18 protein-coding genes are annotated in these 15690 nt (G+C 68.7%); 12 read left to right on the top strand and 6 right to left on the bottom strand.

Going from position 1 to position 15690, the window contains the following annotated elements:
- Positions 1-114 precede the first annotated feature (114 nt).
- The 4 genes from J5T34_RS03010 (at position 115) to J5T34_RS02995 (ending at position 2381) form a co-directional block, all read left to right on the top strand.
- A complete protein-coding gene (locus tag J5T34_RS03010; protein ID WP_208578514.1) occupies positions 115-369 on the top strand; it encodes an AbrB/MazE/SpoVT family DNA-binding domain-containing protein in 255 nt (84 codons plus the stop codon).
- 2 nt (positions 370-371) lie between these two features.
- The gene (locus J5T34_RS03005) at positions 372-734 is read left to right on the top strand and encodes a type II toxin-antitoxin system PemK/MazF family toxin (protein ID WP_208578509.1); all 363 of its coding nucleotides are present in this window, start codon (positions 372-374) and stop codon (positions 732-734) included.
- Between the two features lie 104 nt (positions 735-838).
- Positions 839-1708 carry a PhzF family phenazine biosynthesis protein gene (locus tag J5T34_RS03000; protein WP_208578507.1) on the top strand — a complete coding sequence of 290 codons (870 nt, stop codon included), beginning with the start codon at positions 839-841 and terminating at the stop codon, positions 1706-1708.
- Positions 1709-1763: 55 nt separating this feature from the next.
- Positions 1764-2381: a pyridoxamine 5'-phosphate oxidase family protein gene (locus J5T34_RS02995; protein ID WP_208578506.1), complete on the top strand. Its 618-nt coding sequence runs from the start codon at positions 1764-1766 to the stop codon at positions 2379-2381.
- 15 nt (positions 2382-2396) lie between these two features.
- On the opposite strand, the gene J5T34_RS02990 is transcribed toward J5T34_RS02995, so the two are convergent.
- From J5T34_RS02990 to J5T34_RS02975, 4 genes are all read right to left on the bottom strand, one after another.
- Positions 2397-3071, bottom strand: a complete 675-nt coding sequence (locus tag J5T34_RS02990; RefSeq protein WP_208578504.1) for a TetR/AcrR family transcriptional regulator — start codon at positions 3069-3071, stop codon at positions 2397-2399.
- Positions 3068-4474 carry a flavin-containing monooxygenase gene (locus J5T34_RS02985; RefSeq protein ID WP_208578502.1) on the bottom strand — a complete coding sequence of 469 codons (1407 nt, stop codon included), beginning with the start codon at positions 4472-4474 and terminating at the stop codon, positions 3068-3070. The genes J5T34_RS02990 and J5T34_RS02985 overlap by 4 nt, the downstream gene beginning before the upstream one ends.
- Positions 4471-5457, bottom strand: a complete 987-nt coding sequence (locus J5T34_RS02980) for an NAD-dependent epimerase/dehydratase family protein (protein WP_208578500.1) — start codon at positions 5455-5457, stop codon at positions 4471-4473. Before J5T34_RS02980 ends, J5T34_RS02985 begins: the two co-directional genes overlap by 4 nt.
- A 159-nt stretch (positions 5458-5616) precedes the next feature.
- Positions 5617-7041, bottom strand: coding sequence for a CoA transferase (locus J5T34_RS02975; protein ID WP_208578498.1), 1425 nt, complete (start codon positions 7039-7041; stop codon positions 5617-5619).
- A 268-nt stretch (positions 7042-7309) separates the two neighbouring features.
- On the opposite strand from J5T34_RS02975, the gene J5T34_RS02970 reads away from it, so the two are divergent.
- The 6 genes from J5T34_RS02970 (at position 7310) to J5T34_RS02945 (ending at position 11486) form a co-directional block, all read left to right on the top strand.
- Entirely contained in the window at positions 7310-9067 is a 1758-nt protein-coding gene (locus J5T34_RS02970; protein WP_208578496.1) for a glutamine--tRNA ligase/YqeY domain fusion protein, read from the top strand.
- 68 nt (positions 9068-9135) lie between these two features.
- Positions 9136-9354, top strand: a complete 219-nt coding sequence (locus J5T34_RS02965) for an RNA-binding S4 domain-containing protein (protein ID WP_208578495.1) — start codon at positions 9136-9138, stop codon at positions 9352-9354.
- Between the two features lie 61 nt (positions 9355-9415).
- A complete protein-coding gene (locus tag J5T34_RS02960) occupies positions 9416-9799 on the top strand; it encodes an MAPEG family protein (RefSeq protein WP_208578494.1) in 384 nt (127 codons plus the stop codon).
- A gap of 138 nt (positions 9800-9937) precedes the next feature.
- Entirely contained in the window at positions 9938-10261 is a 324-nt protein-coding gene (locus J5T34_RS02955) for a hypothetical protein (RefSeq protein WP_174108151.1), read from the top strand.
- Positions 10262-10453: 192 nt separating this feature from the next.
- A complete protein-coding gene (locus J5T34_RS02950) occupies positions 10454-11002 on the top strand; it encodes a YaeQ family protein (protein ID WP_053821239.1) in 549 nt (182 codons plus the stop codon).
- Between the two features lie 136 nt (positions 11003-11138).
- Entirely contained in the window at positions 11139-11486 is a 348-nt protein-coding gene (locus J5T34_RS02945; RefSeq protein WP_006578666.1) for an FKBP-type peptidyl-prolyl cis-trans isomerase, read from the top strand.
- Between the two features lie 34 nt (positions 11487-11520).
- On the opposite strand, the gene J5T34_RS02940 is transcribed toward J5T34_RS02945, so the two are convergent.
- A complete protein-coding gene (locus J5T34_RS02940; protein ID WP_208578493.1) occupies positions 11521-11841 on the bottom strand; it encodes a hypothetical protein in 321 nt (106 codons plus the stop codon).
- Positions 11842-12005: 164 nt separating this feature from the next.
- On the opposite strand from J5T34_RS02940, the gene J5T34_RS02935 reads away from it, so the two are divergent.
- Both J5T34_RS02935 and J5T34_RS02930 read left to right on the top strand, forming a co-directional pair.
- Positions 12006-12743, top strand: coding sequence for a gamma-glutamylcyclotransferase (locus tag J5T34_RS02935; protein WP_208578492.1), 738 nt, complete (start codon positions 12006-12008; stop codon positions 12741-12743).
- 13 nt (positions 12744-12756) lie between these two features.
- On the top strand, positions 12757-13569 hold the full coding sequence (locus tag J5T34_RS02930; RefSeq protein WP_208578491.1) for an ankyrin repeat domain-containing protein: 813 nt from the start codon (positions 12757-12759) through the stop codon (positions 13567-13569).
- 82 nt (positions 13570-13651) lie between these two features.
- Here the strand turns inward: J5T34_RS02930 and J5T34_RS02925 are convergent, their stop codons facing one another.
- Positions 13652-15349, bottom strand: coding sequence for a long-chain fatty acid--CoA ligase (locus J5T34_RS02925; RefSeq protein ID WP_208578488.1), 1698 nt, complete (start codon positions 15347-15349; stop codon positions 13652-13654).
- Between the last annotated feature and the right edge of the window lie 341 nt (positions 15350-15690).

The following is a 15690-nucleotide window of genomic DNA, read 5'->3' as shown; positions in this document are numbered from 1 at the left end:
TGCCGGCGTTTTTTTGTTTCTCGACCCTGCCTTGTACATTCGGTTGCCCCCATGTATAAACGATGTTGAAACATCTCGACCGATCAGCCGATACTTGCGCCACAGGAGGCTCAAATGGCCAAAGCAGCCAGACTGACCATCCAAAAATGGGGAAATAGCCTCGCCGTCCGGATTCCTTCCGCGGTGGCGAGGTCGGCGCACTTTGTAGAGGGACAGGAGGTTGAGGTGCAGGTGGAAGAAGTGGGAGTTACCGTCAAGCCTGTCGGAAAGCGGGCAATGACGCTGGATGAGAAGCTGGCTCTGTTTGATCCCGCGATCCACGGCGGAGAGGTCATGGCTACGTCACCGGTCGGTGTGGAGGCCGTGTAGCGATGGCGAAGACTGCGTGGGTACCAGATCGCCGCGATATTGTGTGGATCGAATGCAGCCCGCAAATCGGGCGCGAAATGAAGGACCGACACCCGTTGCTTGTCTTGTCGCCACAGGCATTCAATGCAAAGACGGGCCTCGTCATTGGCTTACCGATGACCACGGCCGACTACAACGAGACGAACCCTTTTGCCATCAAGCTCGAAGGTGTCGGCAAGCTGTCCGCTTACATCCTCGCTCATCAGCCAAAATCATTCGACTGGCGCGGCCGACACGCCAAACCCCACCCGTGGAAGCAGGCGCCACCGGATGCTTTCGCGGCGGCGTGCGAGCAATTGAACCAGATCGTCGCGCTGTGCGGCTAAGGCAGTAGATCGGAACTGGCCTGATGCCGGGCAAGCGAACTGTATATGGCTACGGATTCCCATCGCCCTACACTGGCAGCCTGTCCCCACTCGACGCCACTGCCATGCCAAGCTACGCCTTCCGCCTGCTCAATGTCTTTGCCGAATCGACCTTCGGCGGCAATCCCCTGTGTGTGTTCGAGGACGGGCGCGGGCTCGATGACGCGACGATGCAGGCGCTGGCGCTGCAGTTCAATCTGTCCGAGACGACCTTCATCCTGCCGTCCGAGCGTGCCGATGCGATGGTGCGGATCTTCACGCCCGGGTATGAAATGCGTTTCGCCGGCCATCCGACGCTGGGCACCGCACACGCGGTACGCGCGCTGCGCGACACCGGCGATGTGCTGACGCTCGAGTTCAAGGCCGGGGTGGTACCGGTGCGCGCGCAAGGCGATGTCTGGACCTTCACCGCGCCGCATCGCGGCCAGCCGAAGACCGCGCCGGCGCAGCTGCCCGATGCGGAAGTGGCCGCGCTGCTGGGCCTGAGCGCGGACGATCTGGCCGGCTCGCCGATCTGGGTCGATACCGGCGCCGATCAGCTGCTGGTGCCGTTGAACAGCCCGGACGCGGTACGCCGCGCGGTGCCCGACGGCAGCCGCCTGGACGCCTGGCCCGCCAGCAGCCTGGGCCGCAAGACCGCCTACGTGTTCGCCTTCGATCCGCAGCAGCCCGGCCGCGTGGTCGCCCGCTATTTCTTCACCAAGCAGGGCGGCGGCGTGGCCGAGGACCCGGGCACCGGTTCGGCCTGCGCCAACCTCGGCGGCTGGCTGCTCGCCACCGGCCACCCACTGCCGGCGCGTTACGAGATCGCGCAGGGCGATCTGGTCGAGCGGCCCTGCCGGCTGCGGCTGGAGGTCGATACCGACGATGGCGAGGGCGCGATCCGCGTCGGCGGCCGGGTGATCGAGATCGGCCGCGGTACCGTCACGCTGTAGACTTGGCGCTGTCGCCGATCCGCTCCGCCCTACTCCACTGCGCTCGCACTCCGCCATGACCGACCACACCATCGCCACGCTGGCTGACCTGGAAACGCACTACGGCAAGCCGGCCCCCGCTTCGCTGGCCAAGGAAGTCGATTACCTGCATCCGCACTATCGGGCCTTCGTCGAGGCCTCGCCGTTCTGCCTGCTGTCGACGGTAGCCGACGGCATGGCCGAATGCTCGCCGCGCGGCGACGCCCCGGGCTTCGTCAAGGTGCTCGACGACCGCACGCTGCTGCTGCCGGACCGCCGCGGCAACAACCGCATCGACAGCCTGCGCAATATCATCGCGGACCCGCGCGTCGGCCTGCTGTTTCTGGTGCCGGGCGTCGACGAGACACTGCGCGTGGCAGGCACCGCGACGATCTCGACCGACCCCGAACTGATCGCGCAATGCACGGTCGACGGCAAGGCGCCCTCGACCGTGCTGCTGATCGCGATCCGTTCGGTGTTCTTCCAGTGTGCCCGCGCGCTGGTGCGTTCGCGGCTGTGGTCGCCCGAAGCGCAGATTCCACGCAGCGCGCTGCCGAGCACCGGCACCATCCTGGCGACGCTGAGCCGCGATGCGATCGACGGCCGCGCGTACGACGCCGAATTGCCGCAGCGAATCCGGCAGACGCTGTACTGAGGCCGCGGTCCCGCGCTAGGCTGCGGGCGCGCGGGCGGACCTGCGTGCGGGCCGGATCGATGCCGATGCGGCCGCGGCTCGCTCCGGCCGCGCCCGGATGCCCTCGACCAGCGTGCGCACCATCGCCTCCGCCAACCGCTCGCGCGCATGCTCGTCGGCATCGGCCTCGGGCCGATACCAGATCAGCGACCACTGGATGCCGCCCAGCAGCGTCTTCACCGCGATCGACAGGTCGGCATCGGCGGCCAGCGAGCCATCGCGCCTGGCCGCCGCGGCCTGGTCCTTGAACATCTGCTCGAAGCGGTCGCGGCTCGCGATCAGTTCGTCCAGCGTCTGGCGCTGCGACGGCGTGGTCGCGCCGAAGCGATGCATCTGCACGCCCTGCGCCACCACGCTCTCGAAGGTGTGGTGTTCGAGCACGGCCACCGCATGCGCGCGCAGCATCGCCGCCAGCACCGTCACGCCGTCGCCCGCGACCTTGCGCGCGGGCTCGACCGCTTCGAACAACAGCCGCATGCCCTCGCGATGCACCTCGAAGAACAGATCGATCTTCGACGCGTAATGATGGTAGATGCGTCCCTTGGTCGCGCCGAGCCGCCGCGCGACATCGTCGATGCTGGTCGCATGGAACCCTTGTTCCATGAAGCATTCGGCGGCCTGAATCAGGATTTCCTGCTTGCTTGGGGTCATGTCGCCCCTCCCCGGGCGATATCGCGAAACAGCTGCTTTGCGTACTGGCGAAAGTCTACCTCCAGCGTGTAGCGCGCCGAGCCGACGAAGCGGCGCGACACGTAGTCCCGATGGGCACGGATCTCCGCCAGCATGCCGTCCTGGCTCGGCAGCCGTATCTCGTTGGCCAGCACCGCGGCCAGCCACTTGCCCTGAATCTCGACCAGCGGAATGGTGGGACCGATCGGCTGCACCAGTCCCAGCATGAACAGACCGTGCCGCCCCGGCGGCATCATGCGGCGATAGAGCTCGGCCTTGCCGTCGGCGACCTCGAATACCTGGCGGTCCAGAAACGGAAAGCTGGCCCGGTAGCCGGTCGCGTGGATGATCGCGTCGACCGCTTCGCGCGAGCCGTCGTCGAACTCGACGTGGTGGCCGTCCAGCTTGCGAACGTTCGGCTTGATGCGGATCCAGCCATGGCCGCAGTACGGGATCAGCTCCTGGCTCAGCGTTGCATGCTCGCGCCAGATCGCGTGGCGCGGCCGTGGGATGCCGACGCGCGCCTGATCGCCGGTGGCCAGATACGCGAGCCAGCGCACCAGCGTGCGCGTGACGCGCGTCGGCAGATGCAGGCGCCGCGCGAAGAAGGCAGACCAGCGGTCGGTGGGATGACCCATGATGTATTTGGGCATGATCCACGCGCTGCGCCGCGTGGAGATCCACGTGCGCTTCGCCGACTTGCAGACGTCGACCGCGATATCGACCGCCGAATTGCCGATGCCGACGATCAGCACGTTCTTGTCGCGGAACGGCTCGGCGGTCCGGTAGTCGTGCGAATGGATCTGCTCGCCGGAGAACTCGCCATCGAAGCTCGGCCAGCGCGGGTCCCACAGGTGGCCATTGGCGACGATCACCGCGCGATAGTGCCGGCTGCTGCCGTCGCCCAGCGTGACGCGCCAGCTGCCGTCGCCGGCCGGCTCGACGCGATCGACGCGCGTGTTGAAGCGGATATGCGGCGGGATGCCGAAGCGCTCGGCATAGGCCTCGAGATATTCGATGACTTCGTAGTGGGACAGGAAGTCCGGATAGCGGTCCGGAATCGGGAAATCGGAATAGCCGAGGTTGGTGCGGCTGGTGTCGATATGCAGGCTGCGATAGGCCGACGACATGCCGTTGTCGTTTTCGTAGCGCCACATGCCGCCGATCTTCGAGCCCAGCTCGAAGCAGTCGAAGGCGACGCCCTTCTCCTTCAGCGCCTTGGCGGCGGTGACCCCGGACGATCCGGCACCGACGATGCAGACCGGCAGCGCGGCGACTTCCGGCGACAGCCGGTCGTTGAAGCGCATCGCCGCCTCCGCTTGCCGTTCGGCCTCGCCGGTGGACGTGGGGCCATTGCGGCGAAATCCGATCGCGGGGTTCTTCATGCCACCCCCCTTTCAGCGAGATAGGCCGCCAGGATCGCGTCGATATCCGCATCGGCATGCAGGCCGAGCGCGCTGGCCTTGTCCGACGCGAAGGCGCGCGGCCAGCTGTCGACCACGCGCTGCAGGGCGGCGTCCGGCTCGTAGCGGACCCGCGCCGCGGCGGCGTCGCCGCCGATCCGGCGCAAGGCGTCCACCATCTCGGCCACCGTGGTCGACAGCGACGGCAGATTCAGCGCGCGGTCGTGCGACAGCCGTTCCGCCGGCAGATCGTGCAGCGCGATCAGGGCCTGCGCGACCGCCTGGGCCGACGCGACCGGCATCCGTGTTTCCGGGCGCAGCCCGCACACCACGTCGCGGCCCGCCAGCGGCTCGCGCAAGATCGCGGCGATGCGGTCGGACACCGCGGGCGATGGCGCCCCATCGCGGATCAGCACGATCGGCAGGCGCAACGCCCGCGCATCGACGCGGCCGCGGCGGCTGTAGTCGGCCAGCAGCAGCTCGGCGATGGCCTTGTGGGTGCCGTAGGTCGTGTCGGGCTCCGAGCGAAGACCGTCGCCCACCGTCGCCGGCAGATCGCCGCCGAACACGGCGATCGAGCTGGCGAGCACCAGCCGTGGCGGCTTGACGAAGCCCGCGATCAGCGCGCGCAACGCTTCGACATGGACGCGATACGCGCGCGGCTCGTCGGCTTCGGTCTCCAGCGTCAGGCTGGCGGCCAGATGGAACACGCTGTCGGGCGCCAGGGCCGCCAGCTGCGCGACAAAGGCGGGATCGTCCAGATCGCCGCGCAGCACGGTGCGCCGGCACGGCAGGTGCTGGTGCTGGTGCGGGCCGACCAGCGGCACATCGGCCCGGTCGGCCAGCACCAGTTCCTCGATCCGGCGCGGCTTGCCGCCGGCGTCGACCAAACTCCCGCGCGCCATCAACGCACGTTGCAGCGCGGCACCGATAAAGCCGGCTGCGCCCGTGATCAGAACCCGCATGTCGGTGTCTCCTCTTGTGTGCCGGCAGGTGTGACCCCTGCCGTTTCGGGAAACATACTACTCAGTAGGTTTGCGGCGGTCAAAATTTTTTGACCGATACAGACCTGTCGCCCCCCGCGAACGCGGGGGTCCGTTCATGCAGGTCGACGGGGTAAGGCGTTACTTGGCCGCACCGCGCGGCAGCCACTCCGCCGCGTCGCTGCCCAGCGGTACCGACGGCTGTTCCCAGCGTGCCGGCGTCTCCGACAGTTGCGCGGCGTGGCGGACCGTGGTCAGCATGCCGAAGCCCGACGGCACGGCTTCGAGCAGGTCGCTGATGTCGTCGATCCGTTGGTCCGGCGCCTGCAGGCCGTTGTCGATCCGGCCGAGGCCGCGCAGCCACTGCGCGGTCTGCGCCAGCGACACGCGCACGTGCCAGCTGCCGCCCTCGGTGGCGCGCCGATGCAGCGCGGCCATCGCGCCCGCCGCCAGCAGATACCCGGCGGCGTGGTCGAGCACCTGGGCCGGCAACGGGCGCGGCGTGTCGCTGCCGGCTGCGCGCGCCTCGGCGTCGTTGAAGCCGGTCGCCGTCTGCACCAGCGAATCGAAGCCGCGCTTGCCGGCCCACGGGCCGACATGGCCATAGGCCGACAGCGAGACGTAGACGATGCCGGGGCGGGCGCGCGCCGCCGCTTCGGGGCCGAAGCCCAGCGCCGCGAGGCCGCCGGGCCGATAGCCCTGCAGCAAGACATCGGCGCCATGCAGCAGCTTGTGCAGCGTGTGCTTGTCGTCGGCGTCGCGCAGATCGAGCTGGCAGGAGCGCTTGCCGCGTCCGGTGTCGATCACCAGCGGCGCGATCGACGGCAGATGCGGGGCGGTGACCAGCAGCACGTCGGCGCCATGCGCGGCCAGCGTGCGGCCAGCCACCGGGCCGGCGATGATGCGGGTGAAATCGAGCACGCGCACGCCGGACAGCGGCCGGGCGTCCTGCGCCGGCAAATCAGGCAAGGGCAGCGGCGGCGCGTCGCCGAACCGTTCGATCACGATCGGCGGCAGCTCGCGCAGCGCGGCGGCCTGCGGATGGCGGTCCCATTCGTCGAAGCTGCGCATCGCTGCGACCACCAGGCCGGCATCCGAGGCCGCGGTCTCGAAGGCCTCGGCCTCCCATTTGCCGAGCGCGGCCTGCACCGCGTCCTTGTCGTTGGCGCAGCCGAGCAGGCGCAGCACGCCGTCGCGGTGATGCAGGAAATTGGTGTGCAGCCGGACCCAGCGGCCATCGCCGCAGCGATAGGCGCCGGCGATCTTGTCCCACAGCTCCGGCGCGGCGCCGCCATCGACGCGCAGATAGCGCTCGCTGCGAAATTCCGCGATGGCGTGGCGCATGTCGACCGCGACCTGCTGCCAGCGGCCCGTGCGCTGCTGCCACAGCGCCGCGGCCGCCAGCGCCGCCGCGGCGAGACTCGCCTGCGCGGCGGTGCCGACCGCAAACGACGACGGCAGCACCGGCTCGGCGCCCGTCAGCCGCGCGTGGGCGAGCGCGGCCTCCGGCAGTCCGGTGAAGCGCCATAGCGCGGCAAGGGTGGCGGAAGGATCGGGCGATGACATGGCGCTCCTCGGCAACGAAGACGATCGAAATGAACGGGCACGGTGCGCGCACGGACGGGCCAGGCCGTGCGCGCGAACTCCATGCTAGCGCGCCGGCAAAGATTGCGCGCGCGGGCAATGCGCCGGCACGGTAAAATCCCGGGTTCCCGCCAGCAGGCCGGGCCCCCGGGCCGCGGCGCGCTGGCCCGGCGCACGCCGCGCCGATCCTTGCCCAGAATCGAATCTGCCCTGAAGCCGGCCGCGACCCGCGGCCCAACCTGGCCAAACCATGAGCCACGACCCGAAAGCCCAAGACAGCACGCCCGCCGCCTCGAACTTCCTGCGCAGCATCATCGACCAGGATCTGGCCGCCGGCACCTATGCCGGCCGCACCGACGCGCAGGGCCGGCCGCTGCCCACCGTGATCACGCGCTTCCCGCCGGAGCCCAACGGCTATCTGCATATCGGCCACGCCAAGAGCATCTGCCTGAATTTCGGGCTGGCGCGCGACTACGGCGGCCGCTGCCATCTGCGCTTCGACGACACCAACCCGGTCAAGGAAGACACCGAATACGTCGATTCGATCATCGACGCGGTGCACTGGCTCGGCTTCAGCTGGGACAGCAACGACGCGCAGGCCGGCCCGCAGGCCCACCTGTACTACGCCAGCGACTACTTCGACCAGCTGTACGCCTTCGCCGAGAAGCTGATCGAGCGCGGCGTCGCCTATGTCGACAGCCAGAGCGCCGAGCAGATCGCCGCCAGCCGCGGCAACTTCGCCGAGCCGGGCACGCCTTCGCCCTACCGCGAGCGCAGCGTCGAGGAGAACCTGCAGCTGTTCCGCGACATGCGCGCCGGCAAGTATGCCGACGGCGAGCACGTGCTGCGCGCGAAGATCGACATGGCCGCGCCGAACATCGTGATGCGCGACCCGGTGCTCTACCGGATCCGCCATGCGCACCACCATCGCACCGGCGACAAGTGGTGCATCTATCCGATGTACGACTTCACGCATTGCATCTCCGATGCGCTGGAGAACATCACGCACTCGCTGTGCACGCTGGAGTTCGAGAACAACCGCCCGCTGTACGACTGGGTGCTGGCGCAGCTGCGCGAATGCGGCGTGTTCCGCGAACCGCTGCCGCATCAGTACGAATTCGCCCGGCTGAACCTGACCTATGCGATCACCAGCAAGCGCAAGCTGCTGCAGCTGGTCAACGAGGGGCGCGTCGACGGCTGGGACGATCCGCGCATGCCGACCATCGTCGGCATCCGCCGCCGCGGCTATACGCCTGAGTCGATCCAGCTGTTCTGCGATCGCGTCGGCGTCGCCAAGTCGGACAGCTGGATCGACATGAGCACGCTCGAAGGCGCGGTGCGCGACGACCTCGATGCGCGCGCGGCGCGCGGCGTGGCCGTGCTCGATCCGCTGAAGCTGATCCTGGACAACTACCCCGAGGGCCAGAGCGAGGAGTGCTCGGCACCGGTCCATCCGAAGCAGCCCGAGCTCGGCAAGCGTGTGTTCCCGCTGTCGCGCGAGCTGTGGATCGAGCGCGAGGACTTCAACGAGAACCCGCCGAAGGGCTATTTCCGGCTGTTCCCGGGCAACAAGGTGCGGCTGCGCTACGGCTACGTGATCGAATGCACCGGCGTCGACAAGGACGCCGACGGCAATGTCATCGCCGTGCACGCGAACTACCTGCCCGACACCAAGAGCGGCACGCCCGGCGCGGACAGCGTCAAGGTCAAGGGCAATATCCACTGGGTCAGCGCGGCGCACGCGCTGCAGGCCGAGGTGCGGCTGTACGACCGGCTGTTCAACGACCCGCATCCGGACGCCGGCGGCAAGAACTTCCTCGATGCATTGAACGCGGACTCCAAGCGCGTGGTCACAGCGTATCTGGAGCCCGGCCTGCGCGAGGCCAGGGCCGAGGACCGCTTTCAGTTTGAGCGGCACGGCTATTTTGTCGCGGACCGCGTCGACAGCCAGCCGGGCCGCCCGGTCTTCAACCGCATCGTCGGACTGAAGGACAGCTGGGGCAAGTAATCGCCCCGCTCCACGCCGGCGCGCCGCAAGTTCGGCGCCCGGCGCCACACCCCAACCCCATCATCGCCATGCAGACCCTCACCTTCCCGCTGGACCGCGAGCACATCGCGCTGAACGATCTGCTCAAGCTGGCCGGCGTGGTCGACAGCGGCGGCGCCGGCAAGGCGCTGGTCGCGGCCGGCGAAGTCGCGGTCGACGGCGCGGCGGAATCGCGCAAGACCGCCAAGATCCGCGCCGGCCAGGTGGTGACCCTGCCGGGCGTGACGATCCGGGTGGTGGCGGCGTGATTGCCGTGTCAGCGCCGCCCGACCTCTGCCCATCGCCGAAGACAGGACCAAGGACAACGCCATGCCGATCGCTTTCTGGTGCGTGCTGATCGCCGGCATCCTGCCCATCGTCACCGTGGGCATCGCCAAGTGGGGCGCGCCCGCTTTCGACAATCACGATCCGCGCGCCTGGCTCGAGCGCCAGACCGGCCGCGCCCGCCGGGCCGACCTCGCCCACCGCAACCACTTCGAAGCCTTTCCGCTGTTCGCCGCGGCGGTGCTGTGCGCCAGCCATCTGCAGGCGCCGCAGGCGCGCATCGACGAACTGGCGATCGCCTTCATCGTGATTCGGGTTCTCTACACGGTCTGCTATCTGGCCGACCGCGCCACGCTGCGCTCGCTGTGCTGGACGCTCGGCTTCCTGTGCGTGCTTGGCATTTTCCTGCTGCCGGTGCTGGTGCCCTGAACGTCTGTTGCGTTCTGTCCCACTTCTGTTTCAGGTCGACCCGGCGACACCTGAAATCCGGAATTCTTCTGTAGAATCAGCGCTTTGCAAAATTTATGCCCCGGCTTTTTGCGCCCGGGCGCGACGGGACGGGGAATCATGTTCGGGATTGGACTGGGGGATGTGGTGGCGGCTTCGCTCGCTGCCGCAGGGGCGTGCTTGATCTGCAGCATTCCGCGCGATTTTGTCGGCCATCTGCTGCGCAACTTTCCCGGCTGGGTGATGCGCACCTACGGTCGCCGCGCGCTGGTGATCCCGGTGCTGGTGATGCTGGTGATCGGCCGCCTGGTCGAACTCGGCGTCAACGGGCAGATGAACAGCCCCGCCGGCCAGGCGATGGTGATCGCCGCCGCCTTCCTCGCCCTGGTGATCGCTTCTGCGCTGCTGCGCTTCTACTTCAGCGATTACCGCAAATCCCGCTGACCGTCGCGCCGCGCATACCGCGCGGCGCCGTTCGTTCCGCCGCCGTTTCTCTGCCTGACCTCCGCCATGCCGTCCGCACCGTCACGCACACGGTGATCGGGTAACATGCGCCGTTTGCCGGCCGTGCCGGGCATCCTGCCCGCGCCATCGGCCGGCGTGCCGCTTTCGGCGTCCCCGCTTCCCTCTTTCCCCATGGCCCTGAAGTCCACCATCTGCAAAGCCGAGCTGTCGATCTCCGATATGGATCGGCACTACTACGGCACCCACGCGCTGACCGTCGCGCAACACCCGTCCGAAAACGATGCCCGCATGATGGTGCGGCTGCTGGCGTTCGCCTGCGAGGCCAGCGAGACGCTGAGCCTGACGCGCGGGCTCGACGAACCCGACGAGCCGGACCTGTGGGAGCGCAGCCTGACCGGCGAGATCGAACACTGGATCGACCTGGGCCAGCCCGACGAGACCCGGCTCAAGCGGGCCGCCTCGCGCGCCGCGCGCGTGACCGTGTTCGCCTATCAGCCCGCCAGCGCCCGCGAATGGTGGAAGGGCATCGCCGGCAAGGCCGGCAAGCTGCGCAATCTGACGGTCCATGCGGTACCCGGCGAGGCGGTCGACGCGCTGGCCGGCATGGCGCGCCGCGCGATGCGGCTGACCGTGACGATCCAGGACGGCGAGATCTGGTTCAGCGACGACGAGCGCAGCGTGCAGCTGCGCCTGGACACCTGGCAGCGGGCCGACGCCTGACGCCCGGCCGCTTGCGGGTACACTGCCGGCTCGGTGCCACGCGCACGCCGGCCACGGCGGCGCGATCCCGGGCCCCGAATCACCACGCACGTCGCGGCGCGAAGCCGCGGCGGGCAGTCACACAAAGGAAAGACCGATGATCACCACTCCTTCCGGCCTGCAATACGAAGACACCGTGACCGGCCAGGGCGCCGAAGCGACCGCGGGCAAGCACGTCACCGTGCACTACACCGGCTGGCTGTACGAGAACGGCCAGGCTGGCCGCAAATTCGATTCGAGCAAGGATCGCAACGATCCGTTCGTGTTCCCGCTGGGCGCCGGCCACGTGATCCGCGGCTGGGACGAAGGCGTGCAGGGCATGAAGGTCGGCGGCACGCGCCGGCTGGTGATTCCGGCCGACCTCGGTTATGGCGCACGCGGCGCCGGCGGCGTGATTCCGCCGAACGCCACGCTGCTGTTCGAAGTGGAACTGCTGGCCGTCTGAGGCGGTAGCTGCGGCAATCGCGTCGATATCCGGCTCAGAAGCCGATCGACGCGTTGCCCACGTCGACGCGGACCCGATCGCGGCCCAGGATATGCGCGGCATGCCGCGCGTAGTCCCGGGCCCAGTCCGGATCGCTGGTGAAACGCTGCTCGCCCGAGAAGCGCGCCACGCTGAGAATCTTGTCGATGACCAGCACCTTGCCCACCGGGCTGGAAGCCTGGCAGTCGAGCTCCGCATACTCCCGATCGAACCAGCGCCAGCCGGCATCGTCGCTGATGCCCGCGAGCTCGGTATCGCCGATGGTGAACTCGAATTCCTTGCCGGTGCCGAAGGCCACCGTAAGCGTTCGCGCCATGGTCCATCCCTCCTGGTAGTTGGCAGCCATTGTAAGGACGGCGCAACATCGGCCGCCACCCCGCCGGCAGTGGGTGCGGTCCGCACCGTTGCCGCACGCCGACATCCCGCCGCCATGTGGTGTAGCAAGCCTCCCGACGCCCGGCTTTGCATTATGCTTGCACCATGGCCATCACCCGACAAGATCTTGAAGCGGACCGGCTGCGGACCACGCTGGGCGGTACCCCGGTGGCTTCCTCGCTGCTGTCGGACGACGCGCTCGAGCGTTCGTTGCGGTCCACCCTCGATCGCCGGCCCGACCAGCCGGACATGCATGGCGACGTCTGGTTGTTCGGCTACGGCTCCCTGATCTGGAATCCGATGGTGGTGCACACCGAGCGCCGGCTCGCGACCGTGCACGGCTATCACCGCGGCTTCTACCTCTATTCGCGCATCAATCGCGGCACCTGGGACAACCCCGGGCTGGTGCTGGGCCTGGACCGCGGCGGCAGCTGCCACGGCATGGTGTTCCGCATCCCGAGCCATGTCGTCGAGCAGGAATTCCGCGTGCTGTGGCGCCGCGAGATGATGACCGGCGCCTACCATCCGCGCTGGCTGCGCGTGAAGCTCGAGGGCGAGGCGGCCCCGCAGCGGGCGCTGGCCTTCGTGATGAACCGCGCCCACGAGGCCTATGCCGGCCGGCTGCCCGACGAGCGGGTGGTCGCCTGCCTGCGGCGCGCCACCGGCCTGTACGGACCGGCGCGCGACTATCTGCACCAGACCCTGCTGGGCCTGGCCACCCACGGCGTCGACGATCCCTATCTGGGCCGGCTGTGGCGGCAGATCCAGGCCGCCGACGCGGAACCGGCCAGCGAACCCGCCAGCGAACCGGGCCCAGATACCGAACCGGCCGACGCCGCCTGAACCGGAGACCGCCATGCCCGCCCCCGCCGCTCGAGCCCGCCGCCTGATGGTCGCCGAAGCGCTGGGGGTGACCGGGCTGCTGCTCGGCGGGGCGCTGCTGTCGGGGCCCGCCGGCGTGTCGATGGCGGCCCGGCCCGGTTCCTCGCCCCCCTCTCCCGCCTCGCCACCGACGTCCTCGCAGCGTGCCGCCGCGCAGCCGGGCAGTGCCGGCCGGCCGCACGACGCGCTGAGCGCCCTGAACCGCAATCTGCTGACTGCCGCTTCGCTCGGCGACGCAGCGCTGGTGCGCAAGCTGCTGGGCGCCGGCGCCTCGCCGCATGCCGCCGACGAGCGCGGGCGTACCGCGCTGCTGATCGCGGTCTATCAGCGGCACGGCGAGGTCGCCCGCGCGCTGATCCACGCAGGCGCCGATGTCAATCGCAAGGACGATCAGGCCAACAGCGCCTTCCTGCTGGCCGCCGCCAGCGGCCAGTTGGAACTGGTGCAGCTGACGCTGGCGCACGGGGCCGACCCGCACAGCACCGACCGCTATCGCGGCACCGCGCTGACCGCGGCCTCGCAGCACGGCAGTCCGGAGGTGGTCCAGCTGCTGCTGCAGGCCGGCGTGCCGGTCGATCATGTCAATGCGCTGGGATGGACGGCGCTGCTCGAAGCGATCGTGCTCGGCGACGGCAGCGCGCGCTACGAACACGTGGTGCAGCTGCTGCTCGATGCGGGCGCCGACGCCAATCTGGCCGATCGCGACGGCGTCACCCCGACGCGCCATGCGCGCGAGCGGGGCTACAAGACGATGGTCAAGATGCTGATGCGGGTGCGCGGGCACTGACTGGCGCTGGCATCGCGCCCCGCCAGACCGGCACGGATGGACCGGGGCAGGACCCGTTGCCCTGCCCCGGCGTCGCGGACCATCAGCCCAGACGGGCGTTTTCGGCTTCCTGCAACTGGCGCCACATCACCTTGCCGGTCCCGGACTTCGGCAGCGCGTCGACGAACTCGACCACGCGGGGGTACTTGTAGGCGGCCATGTTTTCCTTGGCCCAGGCGATGATGTCGTCGGCCGTGGTCTTGCCCTTCGCGTGCGCCTTCAGCACGACCACCGCCTTGACCGTCTCGCCGCGATAGGCGTCGCGCGTGCCGATGATGCAGGCTTCCTGCACGTCCGGATGCTTGTACAGCAGGTTCTCGACCTCGGCCGGCCAGACCTTGAAGCCCGACGCGTTGATCATCCGCTTGAGCCGGTCCGTGATGAAGAAATAGCCCTCCTCGTCCATCCGGCCCAGGTCGCCGGTGCGGAAGAAGGTCTTGCCTTCGAACTCGATGAAGGCCTCGCGCGTCGCGTCCGGCTTGCCCCAGTAGCCCTTGAACACCTGCGGGCCGCAGACGATGATCTCGCCTACCTCGTTCGGCGGCAGTTCCTTCAGCGTGACCGGGTCGATCACGCGGGCGTCGGTGTTGAACGTCGGCACGCCCAGGCACTGCAGCTTGGGCCGATCGCCCGGGTTGCTGTGGGTCGGCGCCATCGTTTCGGACAGCCCGTAGCCCTCGAGATAGTTCAGGCCGAACTGCTCGCGCAGCCGCTCGGCGATCGCCTGCGGCATCGCCGCGCCGCCGCCGCCGATATAGCGCAGGCTCGACAGATCGAACTCGGCCAGGTTGGGGCTGGCCAGGAAGTCGATCACCATGGTCGGGATATTGGTCCAGTGCGTGACCTGATAGCGCGAAATCAGCCGGCCCGCGACTTCGCGGTCCCAGCGCGGCAGCATCACCACCGTGGCGCCGCTGTAGATCGGGCCGTTCATGCCGTACTGCATGCCGGTCACGTGGAACAGCGGCAGCACCGACAGGATCACCGATTCGGCGCCCGAGCCCGACCAGGTCGAGCCGCCGACCACGTTGTGCATCACCGAGCGATGGGTGTGGATGCAGCCCTTCGGAAAGCCCGTGGTGCCCGAGGTATAGGGCATCACCGCCATGTCGTCCGGACCGGCGGTATGCGGACCGGGCTGATGGCCGGCCGCCAGCGCGTCGCGCCACTGCACGGCGCCGGCCGGCAGCGCATGCTCGGCGGTCAGCCAGGCGGGAGGCGCGTCCTCGGGGTGTTCGTGGCTCTCCGGCAGCGCATCGGCGTATTGGGTGACCAGCAGATGCTGCAGCTGCTGCCCGGCCGGCAGCTCGGCATTGGCGGCCGCGGCGCCGCCGGCGAGGTCCGCCGAGCAGATCGCCACGCGCGCCTGCGCATCGGTGATGTAGTGCTTGAATTCTTCGGCCCGGTTCATCGGATTGACCGGCACCACCACCGCATCGGCGCGCAGGATCGCGTAGTAGCTGACGATGAACTGCGGGCAGTTCTGCATGTACAGCAGCACCCGGTCGCCCTTGGCCACGCCCGCCTCGCGCTGCAGCCAACCGGCCAGCGCGGTGGCCTGCGCCTCGAGCTCGCGGAAGGTGATGGCCTTGCCGAAATAGCGGATCGCGGCCTTGTCGGCATAGCGCCGCGCCGACACCTCCAGATTGACCCAGAGCGAGGTCTCCGGCAGCACGATGGCGGTGGGCGCCCGCTTGGGCCAGAACTGGAAATGCGGGCGCGCGGCCTTCTGGGTCTGCATGCGTGGTCTCCTGAGCGGTCTTCGCGACCTGTTCTCAAGCGTCTCGAGCGTCTTGAGCGTCTTGAGCGCGTGTTGGACGGGATGGGATTTCGGACGCCGCCGTGGCGGTCAAGCAGCCCCGGCGATGAGTCGTCAAGCAATATAACCGAACGACCGTTCTATTTCCAAGGGGTAGATTCCCGCAAGCGGGGTTGACATGAGCGGCGCCGTCCCCACATCGACAACAGGAAACCGGCCGTGCGGCGCGATTGCGCGCGCCTCGGGCCGGATCATGGGACTTGCGACTTCCCGCGGCTCCCACGCGGCTCCCCCGCGATATCAGGCGAATTCAAGAACAGCGA

The organism is Cupriavidus gilardii (genome assembly GCF_017598945.1).
GTDB classification, from domain to species: domain Bacteria; phylum Pseudomonadota; class Gammaproteobacteria; order Burkholderiales; family Burkholderiaceae; genus Cupriavidus; species Cupriavidus gilardii_E.
This window is presented reverse-complemented; position numbering and strand designations above follow the sequence as displayed.